The organism is Actinoplanes sp. NPDC024001, assembly GCF_040638955.1.
In the GTDB taxonomy this organism is placed as follows: Bacteria; Actinomycetota; Actinomycetes; order Mycobacteriales; family Micromonosporaceae; genus Actinoplanes.
This window is the reverse complement of the sequence record NZ_JBEZZB010000174.1, coordinates 1-20,635: the sequence shown is the minus strand read 5'-3', so window position 1 is coordinate 20,635 and position 20,635 is coordinate 1. Positions and strand designations below refer to the sequence as shown.

At 72.5% G+C, this 20,635-nt stretch carries 18 protein-coding genes; 12 read left to right on the top strand and 6 right to left on the bottom strand.

Features of this window, described 5'->3' with window-relative positions; translation table 11 throughout:
• The first annotated feature begins 119 nt into the window (after positions 1 to 119).
• The 8 genes from AB0F81_RS42270 to AB0F81_RS42235 all read left to right on the top strand — a co-directional run bounded on the left by AB0F81_RS42270 (position 120) and on the right by AB0F81_RS42235 (position 12,350).
• Positions 120 to 1,157, top strand: coding sequence for a hypothetical protein (locus AB0F81_RS42270; RefSeq protein WP_360207967.1), 1,038 nt, complete (start codon positions 120 to 122; stop codon positions 1,155 to 1,157).
• 9 nt (positions 1,158 to 1,166) lie between these two features.
• Positions 1,167 to 2,105, top strand: a complete 939-nt coding sequence (locus tag AB0F81_RS42265) for an MBL fold metallo-hydrolase (RefSeq protein ID WP_360207964.1) — start codon at positions 1,167 to 1,169, stop codon at positions 2,103 to 2,105.
• Between the two features lie 171 nt (positions 2,106 to 2,276).
• Positions 2,277 to 3,845: a DUF2397 domain-containing protein gene (locus AB0F81_RS42260; protein ID WP_360207961.1), complete on the top strand. Its 1,569-nt coding sequence runs from the start codon at positions 2,277 to 2,279 to the stop codon at positions 3,843 to 3,845.
• Positions 3,842 to 5,002 carry a TIGR02678 family protein gene (locus AB0F81_RS42255; protein WP_360207958.1) on the top strand — a complete coding sequence of 387 codons (1,161 nt, stop codon included), beginning with the start codon at positions 3,842 to 3,844 and terminating at the stop codon, positions 5,000 to 5,002. The genes AB0F81_RS42260 and AB0F81_RS42255 overlap by 4 nt, the downstream gene beginning before the upstream one ends.
• Entirely contained in the window at positions 4,999 to 9,294 is a 4,296-nt protein-coding gene (locus AB0F81_RS42250) for an SbcC/MukB-like Walker B domain-containing protein (RefSeq protein WP_360207955.1), read from the top strand. The genes AB0F81_RS42255 and AB0F81_RS42250 overlap by 4 nt, the downstream gene beginning before the upstream one ends.
• Before the next feature lie 369 nt (positions 9,295 to 9,663).
• Complete coding sequence (locus AB0F81_RS42245) at positions 9,664 to 10,335, top strand: hypothetical protein (RefSeq protein WP_360207952.1); 672 nt, start codon at positions 9,664 to 9,666, stop codon at positions 10,333 to 10,335.
• Complete coding sequence (locus AB0F81_RS42240; protein ID WP_360207948.1) at positions 10,332 to 11,522, top strand: PrsW family intramembrane metalloprotease; 1,191 nt, start codon at positions 10,332 to 10,334, stop codon at positions 11,520 to 11,522. The genes AB0F81_RS42245 and AB0F81_RS42240 overlap by 4 nt, the downstream gene beginning before the upstream one ends.
• 234 nt (positions 11,523 to 11,756) lie before the next feature.
• A complete protein-coding gene (locus AB0F81_RS42235) occupies positions 11,757 to 12,350 on the top strand; it encodes a hypothetical protein (RefSeq protein WP_360207945.1) in 594 nt (197 codons plus the stop codon).
• Position 12,351: 1 nt separating this feature from the next.
• Here the strand turns inward: AB0F81_RS42235 and AB0F81_RS42230 are convergent, their stop codons facing one another.
• Positions 12,352 to 13,005 (bottom strand): class I SAM-dependent methyltransferase, encoded by a 654-nt coding sequence (locus tag AB0F81_RS42230; RefSeq protein WP_360207942.1) that lies wholly within the window; start codon positions 13,003 to 13,005, stop codon positions 12,352 to 12,354.
• A gap of 75 nt (positions 13,006 to 13,080) precedes the next feature.
• On the bottom strand, positions 13,081 to 14,109 hold the full coding sequence (locus AB0F81_RS42225) for an alcohol dehydrogenase catalytic domain-containing protein (RefSeq protein ID WP_360207939.1): 1,029 nt from the start codon (positions 14,107 to 14,109) through the stop codon (positions 13,081 to 13,083).
• A gap of 91 nt (positions 14,110 to 14,200) precedes the next feature.
• Here AB0F81_RS42225 and AB0F81_RS42220 point away from each other — a divergent pair, with 91 nt between their 5' ends.
• A complete protein-coding gene (locus AB0F81_RS42220; protein ID WP_360207936.1) occupies positions 14,201 to 14,692 on the top strand; it encodes an Lrp/AsnC family transcriptional regulator in 492 nt (163 codons plus the stop codon).
• A 31-nt stretch (positions 14,693 to 14,723) separates the two neighbouring features.
• Here AB0F81_RS42220 and AB0F81_RS42215 read toward each other — a convergent pair whose 3' ends face one another.
• Positions 14,724 to 16,037 (bottom strand): hypothetical protein, encoded by a 1,314-nt coding sequence (locus AB0F81_RS42215; protein ID WP_360207933.1) that lies wholly within the window; start codon positions 16,035 to 16,037, stop codon positions 14,724 to 14,726.
• Between the two features lie 99 nt (positions 16,038 to 16,136).
• Positions 16,137 to 16,694 carry a maleylpyruvate isomerase family mycothiol-dependent enzyme gene (locus AB0F81_RS42210; RefSeq protein WP_360207932.1) on the bottom strand — a complete coding sequence of 186 codons (558 nt, stop codon included), beginning with the start codon at positions 16,692 to 16,694 and terminating at the stop codon, positions 16,137 to 16,139.
• A gap of 37 nt (positions 16,695 to 16,731) precedes the next feature.
• Here AB0F81_RS42210 and AB0F81_RS42205 point away from each other — a divergent pair, with 37 nt between their 5' ends.
• On the top strand, positions 16,732 to 17,607 hold the full coding sequence (locus AB0F81_RS42205) for a helix-turn-helix domain-containing protein (protein ID WP_360207929.1): 876 nt from the start codon (positions 16,732 to 16,734) through the stop codon (positions 17,605 to 17,607).
• A 13-nt stretch (positions 17,608 to 17,620) separates the two neighbouring features.
• Here AB0F81_RS42205 and AB0F81_RS42200 read toward each other — a convergent pair whose 3' ends face one another.
• Positions 17,621 to 18,595: an alpha/beta hydrolase gene (locus AB0F81_RS42200; RefSeq protein ID WP_360207926.1), complete on the bottom strand. Its 975-nt coding sequence runs from the start codon at positions 18,593 to 18,595 to the stop codon at positions 17,621 to 17,623.
• A gap of 63 nt (positions 18,596 to 18,658) precedes the next feature.
• Here AB0F81_RS42200 and AB0F81_RS42195 point away from each other — a divergent pair, with 63 nt between their 5' ends.
• Together AB0F81_RS42195 and AB0F81_RS42190 are read left to right on the top strand one after the other, a co-directional pair.
• The gene (locus AB0F81_RS42195) at positions 18,659 to 19,246 is read left to right on the top strand and encodes a GNAT family N-acetyltransferase (protein WP_360207923.1); all 588 of its coding nucleotides are present in this window, start codon (positions 18,659 to 18,661) and stop codon (positions 19,244 to 19,246) included.
• Positions 19,243 to 20,019 carry a PaaX family transcriptional regulator gene (locus AB0F81_RS42190; protein ID WP_360207920.1) on the top strand — a complete coding sequence of 259 codons (777 nt, stop codon included), beginning with the start codon at positions 19,243 to 19,245 and terminating at the stop codon, positions 20,017 to 20,019. Before AB0F81_RS42195 ends, AB0F81_RS42190 begins: the two co-directional genes overlap by 4 nt.
• Before the next feature lies 1 nt (position 20,020).
• Here the strand turns inward: AB0F81_RS42190 and AB0F81_RS42185 are convergent.
• Positions 20,021 to 20,635 (bottom strand): L,D-transpeptidase (locus tag AB0F81_RS42185; RefSeq protein WP_360207917.1); only part of this gene is annotated, 615 nt, incomplete at its 5' end.

Genomic DNA, 20,635 nt, shown 5'->3' with positions numbered 1-20,635 from the left:
GCAGCGCGCAGAGAAGCGGTAACCCACCCGGACGCCGCGTGCTCCACGCGCAGCGTGGAGGGAATCTCCGTCCATTAGGGCGGAGAGGATGTCAATACACCGACGCGGCGCGGGCAGCAATGGACGCCGCTCGTGAGGAGATCGGCCGGCTGCAGGCGGCGATGGCCGCCGACGCCCAGCGCGCCGCCGAGATCAAGCTGGCTCTTGAGGCGCTGACCGTGTTCGACCGGGCAGCCCGCGAGGCGCTGCGCACCGTCGCCGGCGAGCAGCTGCGCACGGCCGCCGACACGCTGCCGGAGTCAACCGTGGACAGCGCGGCCGTGGAGACGGCGACCGGGCGGCTGCACGACCGGATCACGTTGTGGCGCCTGGACTACGCGTCGCAGCTGGCGCAGCGCGCGTCCCGGTTCGGCGCCGGGCCGGTCGACGTGGCGGACGTGCGCCACGGCGAGCTTCGTACCGTCGTCGAAGGGCTGCGACCGGAGCCTGCCGGCGCGGCCGACCGGGGACTGCGGGCCGCGCAGCGGTTCCTCGACCATCTGATCGAGGCCGGCCCGGAGAGCACGCGCCTGGCGTACGAGTCGGCGTACGGCTTCACCACGATGACCGCCGGCACGCTGTCCGACGTGTTCGAGAAGATCGTCAAGGAGGTGCCGCGGGCCGACCGCGCTGCCCTGTTCGAGATGCTCGACTCCGGCGTGATCGACGCCGAGCGGGTGAAGGACGTGCCCGGCGCCACCCGGCTCATCGGCTTCTTCAAGGATCACGAGAACCTGCGCGGCCCGGCGTTCGCCGATCGGGCCTTCGGTGAGGCGGCTCTGGTCGAGCGGGTGGCGGCCGGCATCCCGGTGGCGCTCGGAGCGGTGACCGAGATCGGCGGATTCCTGCGCGACGCCCACCGCGCCCAGGTCCGGCGGCGTCAGGCCGCCAGCCGCCACCGGCGTGCCGGCGCGGCGGCCGACCGGGTCGTGATCGTGGTCGTCGACGCTCCGGGCGGCTGGGCGGCAGCCCTGGCACGGCTGACGGCGGTGATCACCGCGTCCGGGCCGGACAAGGCGGCGGTGAAGGCGAATGCCGCCCGCCTGACCCGGCTGGAGACGGCGATCGCCGCGCTGCGCGCCGAACTGGCGACCGGTGCCGGCGAGCATGATTGTTAGTCTGCGCGCGTGCGACTCAAGTGGGGCCGGCCCGACGTGGCCCGCTACGCGGCCCGCCAGGGCGTGCCCGCCGCACCGGGGTTCGGCCTCGGCGTCACGTTCCTCGGCGTGACGACGCTGCTGGTCGCCGACGGCACGTCGGCGGTGCTGACCGACGGCTTCTTCTCCCGGCCCGGCCTCGCCCGTGTGGCGCTCGGCCGGATCGCTCCGGCACCGCACCGGATCGACGCGGCGCTGCGCCGTGCCCTGGGCGACGCGGGAGTCACCGGCCTCGACGCGGTGATCCCGGTGCACAGCCACTTCGACCACGCCATGGACTGCGCCGTCGTCGCCGCCCGCACAGGTGCGCTGCTTCTCGGAGGTTCCTCCACCGCGCACATCGGCCGTGGCGGGGGTCTCCCGCCGGAGCGCATCACGGTGGTCGAGTCCGGCGACAGCGTCACCTGCGGGGCGTTCACGCTGACCTTCATCGCGTCCGCACACTGCCCGCCGGATCGCTACCCGGGCACCATCGGCGCCCCGGTCGTGCCGCCGGCCCGGGCATCGGCGTACCGCTGCGGCGAGGCGTGGTCGCTGCTCGTCACCCACACGAGCGGCCGGACCGCCCTGCTGCAGGGCAGCGCGGGCTATGTCCCGGGATCGCTGGCGGGCCGTCGTGCCGACGTCGCCTACCTCGGTGTCGGCCAACTCGGCGTGCAGCCCGAGTCGTACCTGGAGGCGTACTGGGAGCACACCGTCCGCGCCGTCGGCGCCCGCCGGGTGGTGCTCACCCACTGGGACGACTTCTTCCGCGGCCTGGACCAGCCGCTGCGCGCCCTGCCCTACGCCGGCGACGACCTCGACGCCACCGTCCGCGTCCTGGATCGACTCGCCGGCGCCGACGGCGTCGCCCTGCATCTGCCCACCCTCTGGCGTCGTGAGAACCCCTGGGCGGACCTGCCCTGCTAGGTGTCGGTCAGCCGACAGTGCCGCCTCGCGCCGCTGGTAGCCACGATCACCTGAGTGGTACGGATCGCAACACGGCCCTCCGGTGGCGCGGAAGTGTCGGGCCTGGTGCCTATGCTGCCTGGCGCACCGGCAGCACCACCGGATCCGACCGCGATGAGGAGTCACAGCAGCGTGGAGCACCCTTCCGACTCGGCGGACGCACTCGGCGGCGAGTCCGGCCCGGATCTGTGGCTGCTCGCCGGCCTGCCCGGTGGCCTCATCGAGGCCAGCTATCTGACCCACCGGCAATATGCCGCCCAGTTCCGGCTGATCGTGGACGTGCTGCTGGCCCAGCAGCAGCACACGCTGACCGGCATCGCCGCGGCTGACCTGCCCGGTCTGCTGCGCGAGCACATCGTGCAACTCGGCGCCGACGCCGCGGTGCTCGACGACAGCGGCTTCAACCTAAAGGCGCGGATGGCCGACCTGCGACGGTGGCGGGTCATCCACATCTTCCAGGACCGGGTCACCCGCGACGCGGACTTCGTGCTCGACTTCGATCGCTACCAGCTGACCGAGACCGCGGCCCAGCTGCACCGGGCCGTGCTCACCCTGGGTGAGGATGTGGCGGCCGGCGCGGCGGCCACCCTGGCGCCCGGGGTGCTGACCGCCCAGCTGAGCGTCCTGAGCGCGGCGGCGGGCACCGATCCGGTCGCGGCGGCGGGCGCCTGGTCGGTGATCCAGACGACGTACCGGGGAATGGCCGACGCCGCGGCGAGCTGGCAGGCCCGGCTGGCCGGCGCGCTGGCCGGCACCCCGGACCAGCGCAAGGTCACCATCGTGCAGGAGACCCTGCGCCGCTACGTCGACATGTGGGGCGCCGGCGTCGACACCCACTCCGAGACGATCACCGAGGTGGTGCGCGGTCTCGCCACGGTCACCGACGGGCAGTGGCGGCGCATCGCCGTGCACACCCTCGGCGCCTCCGCCGACGACGCGGCGATCGACGAGCTGACCGGGTCCTACCAGCAGACCCTGAGCACGTTGCGGGCCTGGTTCGACGGGCCCGACTGCCAGGCCCGCCGGCTGCGCCGGCAGATGCGCGACACGATCCGTCCGCTGTTGAGCAGCCAGCGGGTGCTGGCCGCGGTCGGCGGGCACGTGTCGCGGCGTGCGGAGCTGCTGCGCCTGGCCACCGGGATCGAGACCGCCGCCGACGAGCAGCAGGCGTGGCGGCTGTGGTGTGCCGCCACCGGCCTGTTCTCGGCCCGGCACCTGCCCGGTGCCGCACCGGTCCCGCCCGGCAACGCCGGCGGGGTGTCCTTCTGGGACGCCGAACCGGTCGAGGTGGAGGCACGGCTGCGCAAGCAGGGCCCGAAAGCGACCGCCGGTGGCGCCCCGGCGCGGATCGCCGACCGCCGCGACGCCCGCCGCGCCGCACGGGAACTGGCGCTGCGGCGGCGCGACGAGGCCGCTGGCACCGAGGCGCGGGTTCTGGCCCGCTCGGGGCTGCCGCTGTCGCAGTGGCCGCAGGTCACCACGGCCGAGCTGGACCTGCTTCTGCTGCTGCTCGGCGCGGTCAACACCGCGCGCCCGGACCCGGACGGTGTGCGGTCCGCGGTCAGTGACGACGCCCGCTGGTCGCTGCGCGCCGACCCGGCGCCCGACGGCGCCCCGTCCGCGGTGGTGCACACCCCCGACGGGCGGCTGGTGCACCCCGACATCCGTCTGCACATCGAACCGTCAGGAAACCTCTCGTGAGCACCACCGCGGAGATCCGGGAAGCGCAACGGGCGTTCCTCGGCCTGCTCGAACGGCCGCTGGTCACCCCGGCCACCGACGCGGCCCTGCACCGGCAGATCGTCCAGCGCCAGCAGGCGGTGACCGACTACGCCCGCCGGGTCGGTTACCGCATCCAGCGCGTCGGGCACGCCGTACGCCTGATTCGCGTGCCGATCGACGGTGAGGTGACCGCGCCGCCGCGGCCGGCTGACGCGCCGTCGCCGCGGCTGCTGTCGCTGGCGTGCCGGATCGCGGCGTGCTGTGAGGAGATCTCCGGTGCGGTCACCCTGCAGCGGCTGTCGGACATGGTCCGTGACCTGACCGCGGCACCCGGCGTGCAGCTGTCGGTCTACGATCCCGACGACCGGGAGCAGCGCAAACAGCTGCGCGACGCCGCCGCGTTCCTGGCCGGCTGGGGGGTGCTGCGCCGCCGCACCAGCGACGAGCGGTTGCTGGACGAGTGGACCGAGTCCGGTGCCGGCCCGGGCGCCGGCTACGAGGTGGATCGGCACGCGCTGCTGCTGATGACCAGCCCGGACGTGCTCGCCCTGGCGCTGAACCCGGAGCCGGGCGGTGACGACGAGCAGGGCGCCACCCGTACCCTGCGGCATCTGCGGGCCCTGCTGGAGACGCCGTACCTCGCGTACGCCGACTTGCCGGCCGCGGAAGCGGACGCCTTGCGGATGGCGCGCGGCCTGCGCGCCGGCGACCTGTCGCAGATGACCGGCGGCACGCTCGAAGCCCGCGCCGAGGGGCTGCTGCTGGTGCTGGACGACGACGAGGAGAAACCGGCGACGGTGGCCGACTGGCCGAAGGCGCGGGCCGCCGACTGGGTGGCGCTGCTCGCCGCCGACCAGGCCGGACGCGACGGCACCCGGCAGCCCGACGGCACGGTGCATCTGACCAACGCCGAGGTCGACGCGGTGATCGACTACCTGATCGACGATCGCGGCGACTACATGAACAAACCCCAGAAGGGGGTGCCCGGGGCCGCCCGCCGCGACGCCGAGACCCTGCTGACCGAGTTGGGGCTGCTGACCGTCGCCGTGGACGGCTCCTGGACGCTGGCCGCCGCGGCGGGTCGCTACCGCGATCCCACGATCACCTTCACCGAGACCGGGGAGCGCACCCGATGATCCACGAGACGAACGACGCGCCGGTCGGGCCGGACAGCACCGACAGCCGGCTGGCCGCCTGGCGTGACGCGGTGGGCCGTGCCGCGCTGCCGGAACCCGCCCGCACCCGGTGGCAGGCGTCGCGCGCCGGGCTGGTGAACCTGTGGGAGTTCGACGTCGCGGAGTACTGGTTCGCCGACGGCCGCGCCCAGTTCGTCGGCGCCAACCAGTCCGGCAAGTCCACGCTCATGGCGTTGACCACCCTGACCATGCTGGCCGGTGCGCTGGACCGGCAGTACATCGACACGTTCGGCCAGTCCGACAAGTCGTTCCGCTACTACGTGGAGCCGACCGAGGACCCCCGCGATCGGCGCGACACCACCGCCCAGACCAACCGCGGCTGGGCGTGGATCGAGTTCTCCCGGCTCACCGAGGACGGCGAACCGGAGTACTTCACCGCCCTGCTGTACGCCCAGGCCAAACGCGGCGTCAGCCACATGCCCCCGGCCTGGCTGATCTGCCGGGGCAAGCCGCGGGTGCGCGCCGGCATCGACCTGGCGGTCGGCCGGGCCGCCGCCGAACCCCGCGACCTGCAGGACGTCGACGGCCTGACCGTCATGGACAGCGGCCGCAAGTACGCCGAGCGCATCGCCACCGAGCTGTTCGGGTTCACCGACACCGACCGGTACGCCACCGTGCTGGAGATGCTCAAGGTGTTGCGTACGCCGCACCTGGGCCAGCGTCTGGACCCCGACTGGTTCACCGAGCAGATCCGCGCCGCGCTGCCGCCGGTCGCCCGTACCGAGGTCGAGGAGCTGGCGGCCGGATGGCAGCAGCTCGAGCAGCTCAGCCGCGACCGGGACGACGCCGAGGCGGCCCGCGACGCCGTCGGCCTGTACCTGAGCAAGGCGTGGCGGCCGTGGGTGGAGGCGCTGCTGCGGGCCCGCGCCGACGCGGTTGTCGCGGCCGACGCCGCCGTCGCGGCGGCCGAGAACGCCGTGACGCTCGCCGACCGAGCCCTCGCCGAGGCCCAGCAGGAACTGAGCAGTGAGACCGAACGCACCGAGCAGTGTGAGACGCAGGCCCGCGACGCGCAGACCGCGCTGAACCAGCTGCTGCGCACCGACGCCTACCGGGACGCCGACGGCCGGACCCGCAACGCCGAGCGTCTGCGCCGCGAGGCTCAGGACGCCGAGCGGCAGAGCGAGGCGACCCAGCGCCGGCTGGAGCGGGTCCGCGCCGACCACGAACGCGTCGAGAACCTGCACCGGCAGGCGACCGATCAACGCGACCAGGCGGCGGCGTTCGCCGGCCAGGCGGCCGGGCACGCCACCGCGGCCGTGACCGCCGCCGGCCTCGGCGCCGACGCGCCGGCGTGGATCGCCGGGCGTGACACCGACCGGATCGACGCCGCGGTCGCGGAGCGCCGCACCCGCATCAGCGCGCTGCGGCGGCTGCTGCGCGAAGCGTCGGACAAGACCGCGGCGTGGCGCAGCACCGACCGGCTCGCCGAGCAGGCCCGCACCGACTGGCAGGACCGGGTGAGCGCGGCCCGCCACGCGCAGAACCAGCTCAGCGACACCCTGCAGCACCTGTCCGACGGCCTCGAGCGGTGGGCGGCCGACCTCGGCGGCGACGCCCCCGACGGTGCGGTCCGCGACCGGTGGGTGCAGGAGGTGACCGCGCAGGCCAGCACCGCCCGGCCGCGTCCGCAGCTGCGCACGCTGGTCGCCCGGCAATGGCTTGACCCGAGCGTCGCGCCGTTGACCGACACCATCGCCACCCTGCGTGCCGCCGCCGCCGACGCCCAGCAGAAGGCGGCCGACGCCGACCACGAAGCCGGTGAGCTCGAGCAGGCCGGTGACCCGCAGCCGCCGGCCCCGCACGGCTGGACCCGCCGGGAGCGTCCCGCCTTCCCCGGCCCGGCCGGGGCACCGCTGTGGCGGCTCATCGACCCGGTCGACGGGCTCGCCACCGCGACCCTCGACCATGTCGAGGCCGCCCTCGCCGCGTCCGGGCTGCTGCAGGCCTGGGTGACGCCGGACGGGGTGTGGACCGCCGAGCGTGACGGCGACGACGTCGTGCTCGCCGCGGTCGCCACCGGTGCCGGTGCCGGCACGCTGACGGCGATTCTGCAGCCCGCCGAGGACGCCGGTCCCCTGACCGCGGTCGTCACCGGGCTGCTCGCCGGCATCGGCTACTCCCCCATCGGCGAGCCGCTGTCCGGGGAGTTCGCCGTGGCCGCCGACGGGCGCTGGCGTACCCCCGCCGTGACCGGCCGGGCGGCCCGCGCCGAACACGGCGCCGAGCTGATCGGCACCGCCGCCCGCACCCACGCCCGGCGCCGCCGCATCGACAGCCTGCGCCGGCAGGCCGCCCAGTTGCGCGAGCAGGCCGCACAGGCGACCGCGCAGGCCGCCACCGTCAGTAACCAGGTCGCCCGGCTGCGCACCGCCGCCGACACCTGCCCGGACGACACCACCGTGATCGCCGCCGCCAGCGACTACAACAGCGCGGTCACCGAACGCGACCGCGCCCACGCCGCGCACGCGCGCGCTCACGGTGACGCCGCGACCGCCAAACGGAGCGCCGACGCCGCCACCGCCGCCGCCACCGGATACGCCGCCGAGCACCGTCTGCCCGCCGTGGACGAGCAGCTCGACAGCGTCGGCGCCGCCGTGGACACCGCCGCCCGGGCGAGCGCCGACCTGCGCCTGGCGCTGCGCGAACTGGACACCGCCGATCGGGCGGTCGCCGGGACCGCCTCGCACGTGGAAGCCGCGACCGCGTCGGTGGCCGAAGCCGACGAGGCCGACCGGGAGGCCGCGAGCACCGCCGCGCGCCTGCAGATCGAAGCCACCGAGGCGACCGCGTCGATCAACCGCGACGACCGGGCCCAACTCGATCGGGCCGCGCACCTCGAGGCGCAGATCAGCGAGTTCAGCCGTGCCGCCTCCGCCAGCCGTAAACGGGGCCTGCAACTGTCCGCCGACACCTCGACGGCACGCAACCTCACCGAGACCCGCCGCCGGGAGGCCGCCTCGGCGACCCGGCGGCGCGACGCCGCGGTGGCTGACTGGTGGATGGTGGTCGACGCGGGCCTCACCGAGGCCCGCAACCTGCCGCCGGCGCCCGGCCGCGATCTCGCCGGCGCGGTCGCCCAGGCCCGTGCCGTCGTACAGAGCATCCGGCCGCAGTCCTGGCCGGACTCCCCCGACGAGAAGAACCGGCGCGTCGCCACCGCCCAGCATCGGGCCTTCACCAATCCGCGGTTCGAACTGCAGGCCAAACTCGAGGCGTTCGGCGGCCGGTCGGTGATCGCCGTGGACGCCGACGAGCTGACCCCGCTGCCGGCGGTCATGCTGGTCGTCGACGCGTCCGGCACCCAGCTCAGCCCAGCCGCCGCGGTCGACCACCTCGACGATCTCGTCACCCAGCTGTCGGCCAGCCACGACGAGAAGCTGCACCAGATGTACACCGAGCTGCTGTCGTCGACGTTCATCAACCACCTGGCCGACCGGCTCGCCCGGGTGATCGAGCTGCTCAAGGCCGTCAACACCGTCCTCGACCGGCACCCGACCGGGGTGAACAAGACCAAGCTGCGGCTGATCCGCCGGCCCGCGGCCGGCCAGCGGCACGGCTTCAACATCCTGGAGGCCCTGGAGAAAGGCACCATCGACTCGGCGGCGTCGCAGGAACAGATGCGCCTGTTCCTCAGCGACCGGCTCCGCGACGCCCAGGAGTCCGGGCTGGTCGGCACCGACGACTGGGTCGAGCACCTGGCCCGGCTGCTCGACTACCGCGCCTGGTTCGACGTGGTCCCGGAGTTCCGGATCGGTGACAGCAAATGGCGGCCGCTGACCAAGCAGGTCCACTCCGTCGACTCCGGCGGCGGCAAGGTCGTCACGCTGCTGCAGCCGCTGCTGGCGACCCTGGTCACCCTGTACGCGGAGTCGCCGAACTCGCCGCGGCCGTTGTGGCTCGACGAGGCGTTCACCGGCGTCGACACCCCCAACCGGTCGACGATGCTGCGCATGATGGTCGATTTCGACTTCGACTTCCTGCTGGCCGGGCCCACCGCCCTGGTCACGGCTGCTCAGGTGCCGGCTGCCGCGGTCTGGACCGTTTCGCGGGCGCCGGCGCCGCTGCCGGGCGTCGACCTGTCGCTCATGCTGTGGACCGGTCAGGCACTCGAGTACGTCCCGGTCGGTGACACCGCCGCGCCGATGCTGGCGCCCGCACGTCCCGCCGACGACATGCCGGACCTGTTCAGCAGCGACATGCTCGGCACGCAGGAGGATGAAGAGGGCTGAAAGGTTTGTGCGTGCTCGGGTACCAGTTGTCTGTGATCTTGGTGCCCAGGGGTTTTGGCTGTTCTTGTGTTCGCCAGTTTCGGGCCCGCCCGGCCTGCGTGACTCGGGCCGAGGGTCAGGCTCTGCCGGTGATGTCCGGCTTCGCGTGCGCGGCTGGGCTTTGTGGCCGGGGCGCGCCGACGGCGCACGTGAGTCGTGAAGGACGACCGTGATGGCTTTGCTCACGTTCGCCTGAAGGAGTCTGCGGTGCAGCCGATATGGCCGGGCTTCACCACAGTTCGTCAATGACTGTTAACTCAGCGGAAAACCGGGTGGTCAATGGGCTGCTAGCGTCATGATCACTTCTCGCAACCGGGTCTGGAGAGACACATGTCAGGGCTGTATCCGGCGGACCACGCCGGCAGCGAACAGCGGTGGCGGGCCGCATGGGTGCCGGTCGACCGGCGCCTGCTGGGAGTGGACCGCCGCACCCTGCTGCCGGCAGGGCTCGTCGTGCTGCTGTTCGCTGTTGCGGCGTGGATCCTGCCGGCGATCAACTCATCGGTCAGCGTCGACGACCCGATCCGGGCCGGTGACGTGCTGCAGGTCGGCGACGACGTGCAGTTCGTGCCCATCGCCGGGGCGCGGCTGTTGACCGGGCTGCGGCAGGGACAGCCCGATCCGACAGGTTCGTATCCGGGGACGGTCGCGGTGTCGTATCAGGGCACCGTCTTCGAGGTCATCACCGACACCTACCGCGGCACCCCGGCACAGTTGCTCGCGCAGATCAAGAAGACCAACGAGGGCTTGCGCGTCACCGACGACGCCGGGTACCACGTCACCGGTGAACCGGTGACGATCACCAACGAGGCCGGTGACCACGGTGTCGCCGCGCATTTCGACGGCACGCACGCCGTCGGCCTGGTCGCGGCGTTCGTCTTCGGCGACACCGGCGTCGAGATCGAGGTCGTCGGCCCGCAGACCGTCGCCGACGGCGTCACCCGGGAGATCGCCGCCATGCTGCGGTCGGTCCGCCCGATCGGCGACAGGAGCGGATCATGACCACCACCTCCGACCCGGTGCCCGTCGCCGCGCACACCGCCGCCGCCGCCCGCAACGCCGCGATCGAGCGGACCGGCTGGGGCAACCCCGTCGTGTTGTGGCAGCCACGCAACGCGACCTTCTGGGTCTATCTGTTCGGTGTCGGCTACGGGCTCTGGGTCCTGGCCGGCCAGATCAACCAGGGCATCCGGCTCTACGCGCCGGCACTGGCTGCCAGCACCGTGATCTTCGGTCTCTACGCCGTGCTGTTCTGGTGGTTCACCGCCCGGATCGACCGGTACTCGCGCCAGCCGCTCGTCCTGGTCGTGGCGGCGTTCGTGTGGGGTGGCTTCGCCGCGGCCTGGGCCATCGCCCTGTCCGGCAACACCGCTCTGATCAGCCTGTGGGGCAAGTGGTTCGGCCAGTCCTTCCAGATGGCGTTCGGCGCCGGGCTGACGGCACCGTTCTTCGAGGAACTCGGCAAGGGCGCCGCAGTGTTGTTGCTGTTGTTCCTGGCGCCGCAGGTGGTCCGGACCGCCTATGACGGGTTCATCCTCGGCGCGTTCGCCGGTCTGGGCTTCGAGATCATCGAGGACATCTCGTACGCCCTGAATTCGGCGGCGGAGCAGTTCGGCTCCGACCAGATGCACGCCAGTCTGAGCACCGTGGGCCTGCGCCTGCTGTCCGGATTCTCCTCCCACATCCTGTACTCCGCGGTTGTCGGCGCGGGCATCGTCTACCTGGTCGGCACCGTGGCGCAGCGCCGCCGTCCCGGTCTCGGCATCACGCTCGTCCTCACGTCGATGGTCCTGCACGGCGCGTGGGACGCCAACATCGGACTGAGCGGCGGCAACGGCCCCGTGATCGGCGGCCTCATGTTCGTCGAGATCCTCGTCTCGTTCGCGGTGGTGATCTGGGTGTTCAACCACACGGTGCGCCCCGAACGCGAAGCGATGCGCGCGGTCATGACACCCGAGGCCGACAACGGCGTGATCACCATCGAGGAACTCGACGCCCTCGCCGGCGACCGCAAACAGCGCCGCGCCTACCGCAAAGCCGCCCACAGCCGCGCCGAACGCCGGACCCGGCGCCACCGCCTCGAAGCGGCTCACGACCTCGCCGGTCAGCTCGCCGCCTCCGCCGGTGCCGAGACCGACCGGGTCCGCTTCGCCCGCACCGAACTCGCCCGGCTCCGCCAGGTGCCGTAGACCTGACCCTGATCGCTCGAACAGACCGCGGGGCCGCTCCAGTGAGAGCGGCCCCGCGGCCTTCGTAGCCAGGCCTCTCGCCGTCACCCGGCAGCTGATCAACTCTCAGTTCTTAGCGTTGATTCCGGCCGAAATATGCGGCCGGCCCCATTCCGGAAGCTGATGCTGGGTGGGGAGGCCCGACGACCAGGGATTTGTTCGCCGGATCGGGACCCCCCTCGATCGGGTGGTTCAATGTCCGGCAGTTCCGGGCCCACCGTGACCGGTGAGAGCATCGGCTGGTCTGGACGGCAGCCCGCCGATGCCGCCGATGTGAAAATCGACCTGTTCGCCGCCATCCGACGAGACTCCCGCGCCGGCATGTCAGTGCGGGCACTCGCGCGCAAGTATGAGATCAACCGCCGCACGGTCCGGGCCGCATCGGCCTCGGCCTGGCCGGCGCCACCCAAGCCGATGCCGCCGCGGCCATCGAGGCTGGACAGTTTCACGCCGGTCATCGACGACATCCTGCGCGCAGACCTGGACGCACCGGCCAAGCAGCGCCACACCGTCAAACGGATCTACGACCGCCTGATCGACGAGTACGGAATGCAGCAGGTGTCCTATGCGGTCGTGCGCCGCTACGACAACCTCCGCGCCGCGGTCGCCAGGTCCTCAGCTTCTCCCGGCACCGCGTCGAGACCGCCCGATGGACCGCCTTCCGCTCGCACTATGCGGCACAAGCCTTCTATCGCCAGCCAGGTCTGCAAGGCGTCCACGAGAAGGGCGGCGTCGAAGGCCAGATCGGCTGGTTCCGCCGCAACCACCTGGTCCCCGTCCCTTCTCTGAACTATTCGCCGAGCTTGCGACGTGCGAAGACAACGGCTTGTGAGACCTCGCCGTCTGGATTGTTCAGTAGGAGTTGAGCCTCGACCTCGAATCCGGTGTCACGCAGCCAGCCGGCCACCTTGTCTGGCTGGCGACGATGAACGTAAACCTTCATCGGGTGGCCGCCATAGCCCTCGGTCTTTAGTTGCGACCGGTCGCCGGTGTGGAACAGCAACTGCAACAGTCCGCCTGGACGCAAGGATCGATGGAAGTGTTCGAAGACGGTTGGCACTTCCTCGTCGGGTATGTGGATCAACGACTGCCATGCGAGCAGACCGGCCAGAGAGGAGGCCGGGAGGCTCAGGTTTGTCATCGAGCCCACCTCGAACCGTAGGTGCGGGTGGTCGCGCCGGGCGACGGCGATCATTCCCGGTGACAGGTCGACGCCGAAGGCATCGAGACCGAGTTCGTGCAGATGGGCAGTGATGTGTCCAGGCCCGCATCCGATGTCCGCTACTGGCCCGTCTCCCGCAGCAATCACGCCGTCGGCGAACAGCGTCAAAGCGGCGCGTAGGTACTGAAGCTCGGAGAGCGCGTTGCGGACTAGGTCGGCATAGTTGGCGGCGACCGTGTCGTAGGAGGTTCGGGTATCGGCCAACCAGTTGTCCGTGCTCATGACCGGCCACGGTAGTCGATGATCACGGACCGGAACGCTTCGTGGATCATGCGACTCCTCAGATCGTACCGGTGGTCAGGGCCGGATCGCGATCTTGACTGCCTGGCGGGTGTCCATGGCTCGGTAGGCGGTGGCGACGGCGTCGAGGGGGATCTCGGCCGAGAAGACGGGTGACGGGTCCAGTCGCCCGGCGAGGACGTCGGCGAGCAGGGGCTCCAGGTAGCGGCGGGCCGGGGCGACCCCGGCGCGCAGGGTGATGTTGTGGCGGAACAGCCGGTAGAGGTCGACGCGGTCCACGCCGTTGGGCACGCCGACGGAGCCGATCGTGCCGCCGGGCCGGACGAGGTCGATCGCGAGGTCGAGGGCGGACTGGGTTCCTGCGCATTCGGCGACGCCCGGCACGCCACCCTCGGTCGCCTCCCGGATGAGGCCGACGGTCGCGGGGTCGTCCGCGGAGAGGACGTCAGTCGCTCCCATGCGTGTGGCGAGAGCGCTCCGGCCGGGGTGACGGCCGACGAGGATGATCCGTGCCGCTCCGGCCCGGCGTGCGGCGAGCGTCGCGCAGAGCCCGACGGCGCCGTCGCCCACGACGACGGCGGTCGCGCCCGGCCGGACTCCGGCCAGCGCGATGGCGTGGGTGCCGGTCGCCATCACGTCGGTCAGCGGCAGCAGCCGGCGCACCAGCTCCGCATCGGCGTCTGCACGCACCGGGACGAGCGTCGCGTCGGCGAACGGCACGCGGACCGCTTCGGCCTGGCCTCCGCCGTTGCCGCCGCCCCAGAAGCCGCCGGCCGGGCAGGAGGTGAACCAGCCGTCGCGGCATGCGGGGCAGGTGCCGTCCGCGAAGGCGAACGGGGCGATGACCAGGTCACCCGGCCGGAACCGGGAGACGGCCGCGCCGACCTGCTCGACGACTCCGATCCACTCGTGTCCCATGCGGTCGCCGGGTGTGAACGACTCCTGGCCGCGGTAGGGCCACAGATCGGAGCCGCACACGGCGGCCAAGGACACTGTCACCACGGCGTCACCGCCGTGCTCGATCACCGGGTCCGGAACGTCTATGACCTCTACCCGGCCGGGTCCCTGCAGCACCGTAGCTTTCATGGTGGATGACAGTAAGCTGCAGCAGATCCGCCGCCCATGGCATTGCGACGGGATACGGGGCCATCGGCCGTCGATAAGGAAGTGATCGTCCATGTCTGCCGACAGATCGTCGTCCTGGGACTCCGCGGATCTCGCGATCATCCGGGAGCTCTCCTGGGACGGCCGGATCAGCGTCGCCGAGCTGGGCCGCCGGGTGTCGCTGAGCCGCCCGGCGGTCGCCGAGCGGATGCGGCGCCTGGAGGACTCCGGTGTCATCCGCGGCTACGGGGTCCACCTCGACCTCGCCCGGCTCGGGCTGGGCCTGCGCGCCCATGTGTCCCTGCGTCCCCGGCACCGTTCCATCCGCAATGCCCAGGCCCTGCGTGAGCAGCTGCTCGCCGTCGGGCACGTGCTCTCGTGCGTCCATGTCACCGGGCACAACTGCTACGAGCTGAGCATCGCCGTGCGGGATGCGGAGCACCTGGAGGAGGTCATCGAGCGCCTCACGGAGCTGGGCGACACCACCACCGGCGTCGTACTCTCCGAACCCGTGCACCCCCGTGACGTGGACGTCGCCGGATGGCTATCGCGAGACGGCGGTTGACGCCGCGATCGGCGTCCGCGGCCGTGATCCGTCACTGCTGGTCGGCAGCCCTGCGGACCGGGCGGAACTCGGTGGGTTGCAGCAAGGGGCGCAGTCTGTCCCATTCGTGGGCTCCGGCGCCGACATTGCGCCGGAAGCGGTGTTCCACCCAGGTGCCCCGCCAGAAGCCGCGGACGGTTGCCTTCTCGGGGCCGTGGTAGTCCATCGTGCTGACCTCGAACCCGCGGAACGGGTCGCCGTCGGCGATCAGGGCCTGCCATGCGCCGACCGGGTCCGGGTGGGTGCCGTGCGGTGGCGGGCCGGCCAGCCACCACTGGTGCAGTGCTTCGCCGTCGTACTGAACCTCGAGCAGCAGGAACGTGTCGATGTGCTGGTGCGGTACGGGTAAGGGCATGAGGACCTGCCTCTCGTCGGTCTCCCCCGGCTCGGTGCTCCGGCTGCCGGACAGGGTCTCGCGGGTGCGCACCAGGCCGTCGTAGATCGGGTCGCCACTGTCGCTGATGTAGATGACGCAGGCCGCGTTCACCTGATGCGCGACGACGGCGGCGTGCGCGGTAGACCGGCCGGCGACCGCGCCGGCCAGTGTCGCGGCCGCCGCCACGGTGACGGTGCGCAGCAGGTGAGCGGTGAGGCTGCGGGATTGGCCCCAGCCGGGCCGGCAGCGTACGCCGCTCTGCTCCCGGATCTCGCCGAGTGCCGCGGCGACGGCCGGGTCCTCGGCCGCCGCGTCGAGCAGCACTGCCGGCAGGTCGTCGTTGAGGGTGACCGCCTGCACCCGGTATCCCTGGGACTCGGCCTCGCGTGCCAGCCTGACCAGCACCGCCGGATCACGCATGGCCGGGCGTTCCGGGTGCCGGTCGGCCAGCAGCACCCCGTCGGGATATGCCAGCCACACCCACTGGTAGCCGAGGTCGACGATGTTCGGCGGGCGCCTGAACAGGTCGTGCAGCAGTGCCGCCATCGTCTCGTGCGCGACGCCTAACGCGGGCGCGGCCGCTTCGGCGGGGGCCCTCTGCCGTGCGGCCGTGACGAACACGGTGACCGCGGCGGTCAGTTCGACCTCGGCGCGGAGCCGGCCGAGGCGGCTCAGGTCGACGACGCTGAGCGCGTCGAAGGCGCCGTCTCGTCCGTCCATCCATCGGCGCCGGCAATAGGTCAGCAGGGCGCCGGCCTGGTCATCGGTGAGTGCGGCTCGAACCTGGGCGCGCTCCCCCGACCGGTCGAGCCGCCGCCAGGCGGCCAGGAACGCGTCGACCACCGCGTCCTGACCGCCGTCGTCGGCCTGCTTCCACGTCGCGCCGGCGTCGGGCGGGTACCGCACCGCCCCGAGAGTGGGGAGATCCACTGCCGCTCACCTTCGGTGCGGAGGAATGGTTCCTCATGTTCTCGCGTCAGCGGGAGAACAGCCAGCGCGTCCGTGGCTCGGTCAGGTCCGCTGGTTCGCTCATCCGCAAGCGGGAACGTCCCGGCCGAGACGCGCGAGTACCCGGGTGGCGCGGTCCTCGCCGGTCGGGGTGAGCGCCGGCCGGCACATGCCGTCCATGTGCAGGGCGTCGCCGAAACTGTCGGCGCCCTGCTCGATGCGGTCGAGTTCGGTGTCGGTGAACGCGGCATCGAGGCCCGCGGCGCGGGCCAGGTCCCACCGGTGGACGTACATGTCCCACACGTAGAACTGCTCGACGGTGCCGCCGACCGTGGTGGGGCCGAGGAAGCCGTCGTAGGTGCGGTTGACGAGGTCGTCGTCGGCGAGGGCGGCCAGGACGCGGCGGCTGTGCTCGGCCCAGGCGGCAGCGGGGTCGGCGGTGTGGTCGGGGGCGTCGCCGAGGTCGACGCCGTGCTCGGTGAGGGTCTCGCGCTGGGTGCCGATGAGGTGCCCGACGACGTCGCGGGCGCTCCAGCCCTCGCATGGTGACGGGGCGTCCCAGGCGTGCGGCGGCACCGTGTCGATGAGGGTGGTCAACGGGCGCAGGGCGGTCTCGTACTGTGTCGCTGTGGCGGTCATGGGTGGACCGTAGGGCGCGGCTTGGGGAGTGGACTTGATGAAACCCGACACCGGTGTCGTCGTGGGCACGGTGCGCCGCGACCCGCTGGAGTTGGCGCTGCTGGCGAGCCCGCGGGAGGTCCACGACCGCACGTACCGGTATGCCGCGAGCGCCGAGCTCACCGGCCTGCTGCGCCGATGCTGGATTCCGGTCTGGTCCGTGCCGGCGGGAGAGAACGTGCCGCGCAGGTTGCTGCAGGACCCGGCCTGCCAGCTGGTGATCGGCGCTGATCATGCGCGGTTCTACGGCATCGCGCCGGAGCTGTCGACGACGACGCTCACGGGTGACGGTTGGGCGGTCGGGCTGACGCTGGCGCCGGCGACCGGCTACCTGATCGGGGGCCCGGCCGGGGTGTGGAACGACCGCTACGTCGACCTCGAGGAGGTGCTCGGCGACGACGGGCGGCTGCTCACCGGCCGGGTCCGGGACCTCATGGCGGCCGACCCGCACGATCCCGCGGCGCACCGGGCCTGCGTGCGCGTGTGTGAGGACTTCCTGCGGCGCTACCTTCCGGTCGACGCCGAGGGCGAGCTGACCAACGCCGTGGTCGCGGCGGTCGAGCAGGATCCGCAGATCCTGCAGGTGGCGCAGATCTGCGAGCGGTTCGACCTCGGCGAGCGGGCCCTGCAACGGCTGCTGCGCCGCCGGCTCGGGCTCACCCCCAAGTGCCTGATCCAGCGGCGCCGGCTGCAGGAGGCGGCCGTGCGGCTGCTGGACGAGACCACCACGCATGCCGATCTCGCCGCTGCCGTCGGCTACGCCGACCAGTCACACATGATCCGCGACTTCCTGCACATCACCGGAATGACCCCGCGACAGTTCCTCGGGCAGCAGCGCGCTGGTGCGGACGCCGCCGCACCCGCCCGCGGTTGATCGTGGCGTGCTGTCATTGCGCGGCGGTCTTCTCCAGGAAGTCGCGGTAGGTGTCGAGCACGCCGGGCGCCAGGAGTGCCCGCGGCCAGAACGTCGCGGTGAGCAGGCCGAGCGCGTCGGAGTCCTCCACGGCCGGGCGGGCCATCGAGTGCGCCGCGTCGAACGTGGCCACGGTGAGGTCGTCGCCGAGAATCCGCCGGTAGGTCGACTCGGTCTCGGCGACGTCGACGTTGCGGTCGGCGGTCCCCAGCGTCAGCAGGACGGGAAGGTGCCGGCCGGCCGCTGCCCGCAGGTCCGCGGTCGCGTCGGCCCGGAAGTTGCGCAGCACGAAGCCCCACCGGTCGGCGCTCATCGGCTCGGGGTCCGTCGTCTGCGCGAGATAGCGCCCGTGGTCGGCGCCGGCGGCCAGCAGTTCGCGGGTGCGGTCGCTGGCCTCGACCGCCTGCTGCCGGGCGCGCTCGTCGGCGCCGTCGTGGTCGAGTTCGGCGAGCAGGTGGAAGCGTCCCTGCCGTAGCCAGTTCACCGCCGGGCTGACGGCCACGACCGCGTCGACCTGCGGGCGGGACCGCACGACTTTCGGCAGCACCCACCCTGCCTGGCTGGCACCCCAGAGGACGGTCGTGCCGGTCGCCAGTCGCGGCTGTGTCGCGGCCCAGTCCAGGGCGTGGGCGACCTCGGCGGCGCGCTCGTCCATGGTCTGCCGCAGCCAGTTCCCGGTGGAGCCGCCCACTCCCGGCTTGCTCCAGGACAGTGTCGCGAAGCCCGCGTCGGCGGCAGCCTCGAACCACGGCCGGTACAGGCCGTTCTGCGTCGCGTCGACCGGACCGTCACCGTGCACGAACACCACGAGCCCGCGGGCGGTGCCCTGCGGGTAAGCCACGACGGCATCGAGCGACCCGCCGGGCACCGGCACGCTCACCCGGTCCTCCGCGAAGCGGTAGGAGTTGCCGACCACGACGAGGCCGCCGAGCGCCAGAACCAGGGTCAAGACGAGGGCGAGTACCGTAACTATCTTTTTTCGCACGGTCGTAGCGTATGCGATAGTTGCAAGATGGATATCACCAGAGGCTTCACGCCGGACGAGCGCCCGCGGGTGGGCGAGCTGTACTGGGAGGCGTTCGGCGCCAAACTGTCGCCCGCGTTCCGCGACGACGAAACGGGCCGGGCAGAGGTGACGGCAGCCCTGGCCGCCGACCATTTCCTGGTCGCCCGCGACGGCACCGACGTCCTCGGGGTGTGCGGCTTCCGCGCGGCCGGGCGAGGAGCAGCGCACTGGTCGTGGCGCGCGACGCGGTCGCGGCTCGGCTGGGCTGCGGCGGCCAGGGCGACGGTTGTCCTGGCGCCGCTGGCCCGTGGTGACGTTCCCGGCGTCCTGGTCCTGGACGGTTTGTGCGTGGCCGCGAACCGCCGCAGCATGGGCACCGGGTCGGCGTTGCTGTCCGCGGCGCTGGATCTCGCGGCCGCCCGCGGCGACCGGGCCGTCCAGCTCAGCGTGGTCGACACCAACCCCCGGGCCGAGGCGCTGTACCGGCGCCGCGGCTTCGCCGTCGTCAGCCAGGGTGAGATGGGCCCGCTCGCGGACGTCTATGGTTTCCGCCGGTACCGCACCCTGCGACGCGCCCTGGAGGAACAGCCGTGACACCTTCGCCGCGAACGGTGCTCGAGGCGTTCCTGCCGCTGGACGGTGCGGTCGCGTGTGGCCTGGTCTACGACACCGCCAACGCCGTCGGGTTGCGGGACCAGCCGGTCCGGCTGACGATTCGCCGGCTGGCCGCCGCGGGCGAACTCGTCCAGGAGGGTCGTGGCCGCGGCGGCAGCTTGCGGCTGACCGCCGCCGGGCGGGCCCGGGTCGACCGCGACCGGCTGGCGTTGCGCCTGGCCCAGGCCCAGGACGCCGGGGCGGCGCCATGGGACGGCGCCTGGCATCTGCTCGCGGTGAGCGTCGAGGAGTCCGCGCGCTCGGTCCGGGACACGCTGCGCCGCGAGCTGGTCGCGGCCGGTGCGGCGGCGGTGTCCACCGGGTTGTACGTCAGCCCGCACGACCTCACCGCCCTGCTGGACGCGACCGATCGGCGCCACCTGGTGCTGGCCACCACGAGCCACCTGGACGTCCGCGGGATCACCGATCCACTCGAGCTGGCCGAGCAGCTGTGGCCGGCCGCACCCGTGGACCGCGCCTACGACGTCCTCGCCGACGTGCTCGCCCAGCAGCCCGCGCACGATCCGGTCGTGCAGCAGATCCGGCTGGCGGATGCTCTCGAGCGGGCGGTCCGCGACGATCCGCTGCTGCCCCTCGAACTGCGCCCGAGCCCGTGGCGGCCCGCCGAGCTGCGGCGGCGCTGGTGGGCCGCGTGGGCGTCGCTGGCCGGGCGGCTCGGTGACCGCGCGCTCTACCGCGGCTGGCTGAGCTGACCTACGTGCCGGGCCGGCGGCCGAAGGTGTGGACCTCGGTGCCGGTCTGCAGGTGCTCCCACATCGCGGCCGCGTCGGCGGGCAGCAGGTTGACGCAGCCGTGCGAGCCGCGGGCCTTGTCGTGCAGGTAGCTGGTGGTCTCGTGGAAGCCGATCCCGCCGACGAACCGCTGCCAGAACGGCAGCCAGACCTCGTACGGGTCGGACCACTCACGCTTCGCGCGCTTGTTGATCGTGTAGGTGCCGGCGGGTGTGGCATGGCCGCGGTAGCCCGTCCGGACCACGGTCGGGCCGAGGACGACGGCGCCGTCGCGCACCACCCAGGTGGTCTGGGTGCTGAGGTCGACGCAGGCGGTCACCCGGCGCGTGCCGTGGCACCGGGCGAGATTCGCCGGGGCCGAGGCGGCCGCGATCCGGCGGGCGACGTCCGCGGTGGTGGCGTCGGCCTGGCCGCGTGCCGGGCGGATGCCGTAGCGCTGCTGGAAAGCACGGATGGTGGCGCAGTCGGTGGCTGACGGCTGGCCGTCCACGGTGATGTCGCCGTAGGCGCCCAGCGCGGCGAGGTTCTGCTCGATCTGGCGCTGCCGCCGGCCGCCGCCGCAGCCGGCTGCGGCGGG

Coding starts and splice junctions, on each gene's coding strand:
- AB0F81_RS42270 (WP_360207967.1), top strand. CDS start 120: ATGGACGCCGCTCGTGAGGAGATCGGCCGGCTGCAGGCGGCGATGGCC.
- AB0F81_RS42220 (WP_360207936.1), top strand. CDS start 14,201: ATGTCTGCCGACAGATCGTCGTCCTGGGACTCCGCGGATCTCGCGATC.
- AB0F81_RS42250 (WP_360207955.1), top strand. CDS start 4,999: ATGATCCACGAGACGAACGACGCGCCGGTCGGGCCGGACAGCACCGAC.
- AB0F81_RS42245 (WP_360207952.1), top strand. CDS start 9,664: ATGTCAGGGCTGTATCCGGCGGACCACGCCGGCAGCGAACAGCGGTGG.
- AB0F81_RS42235 (WP_360207945.1), top strand. CDS start 11,757: ATGTCCGGCAGTTCCGGGCCCACCGTGACCGGTGAGAGCATCGGCTGG.
- AB0F81_RS42240 (WP_360207948.1), top strand. CDS start 10,332: ATGACCACCACCTCCGACCCGGTGCCCGTCGCCGCGCACACCGCCGCC.
- AB0F81_RS42210 (WP_360207932.1), bottom strand. CDS start 16,694: ATGACCGCCACAGCGACACAGTACGAGACCGCCCTGCGCCCGTTGACC.
- AB0F81_RS42205 (WP_360207929.1), top strand. CDS start 16,732: ATGAAACCCGACACCGGTGTCGTCGTGGGCACGGTGCGCCGCGACCCG.
- AB0F81_RS42225 (WP_360207939.1), bottom strand. CDS start 14,109: ATGAAAGCTACGGTGCTGCAGGGACCCGGCCGGGTAGAGGTCATAGAC.
- AB0F81_RS42230 (WP_360207942.1), bottom strand. CDS start 13,005: ATGAGCACGGACAACTGGTTGGCCGATACCCGAACCTCCTACGACACG.
- AB0F81_RS42195 (WP_360207923.1), top strand. CDS start 18,659: ATGGATATCACCAGAGGCTTCACGCCGGACGAGCGCCCGCGGGTGGGC.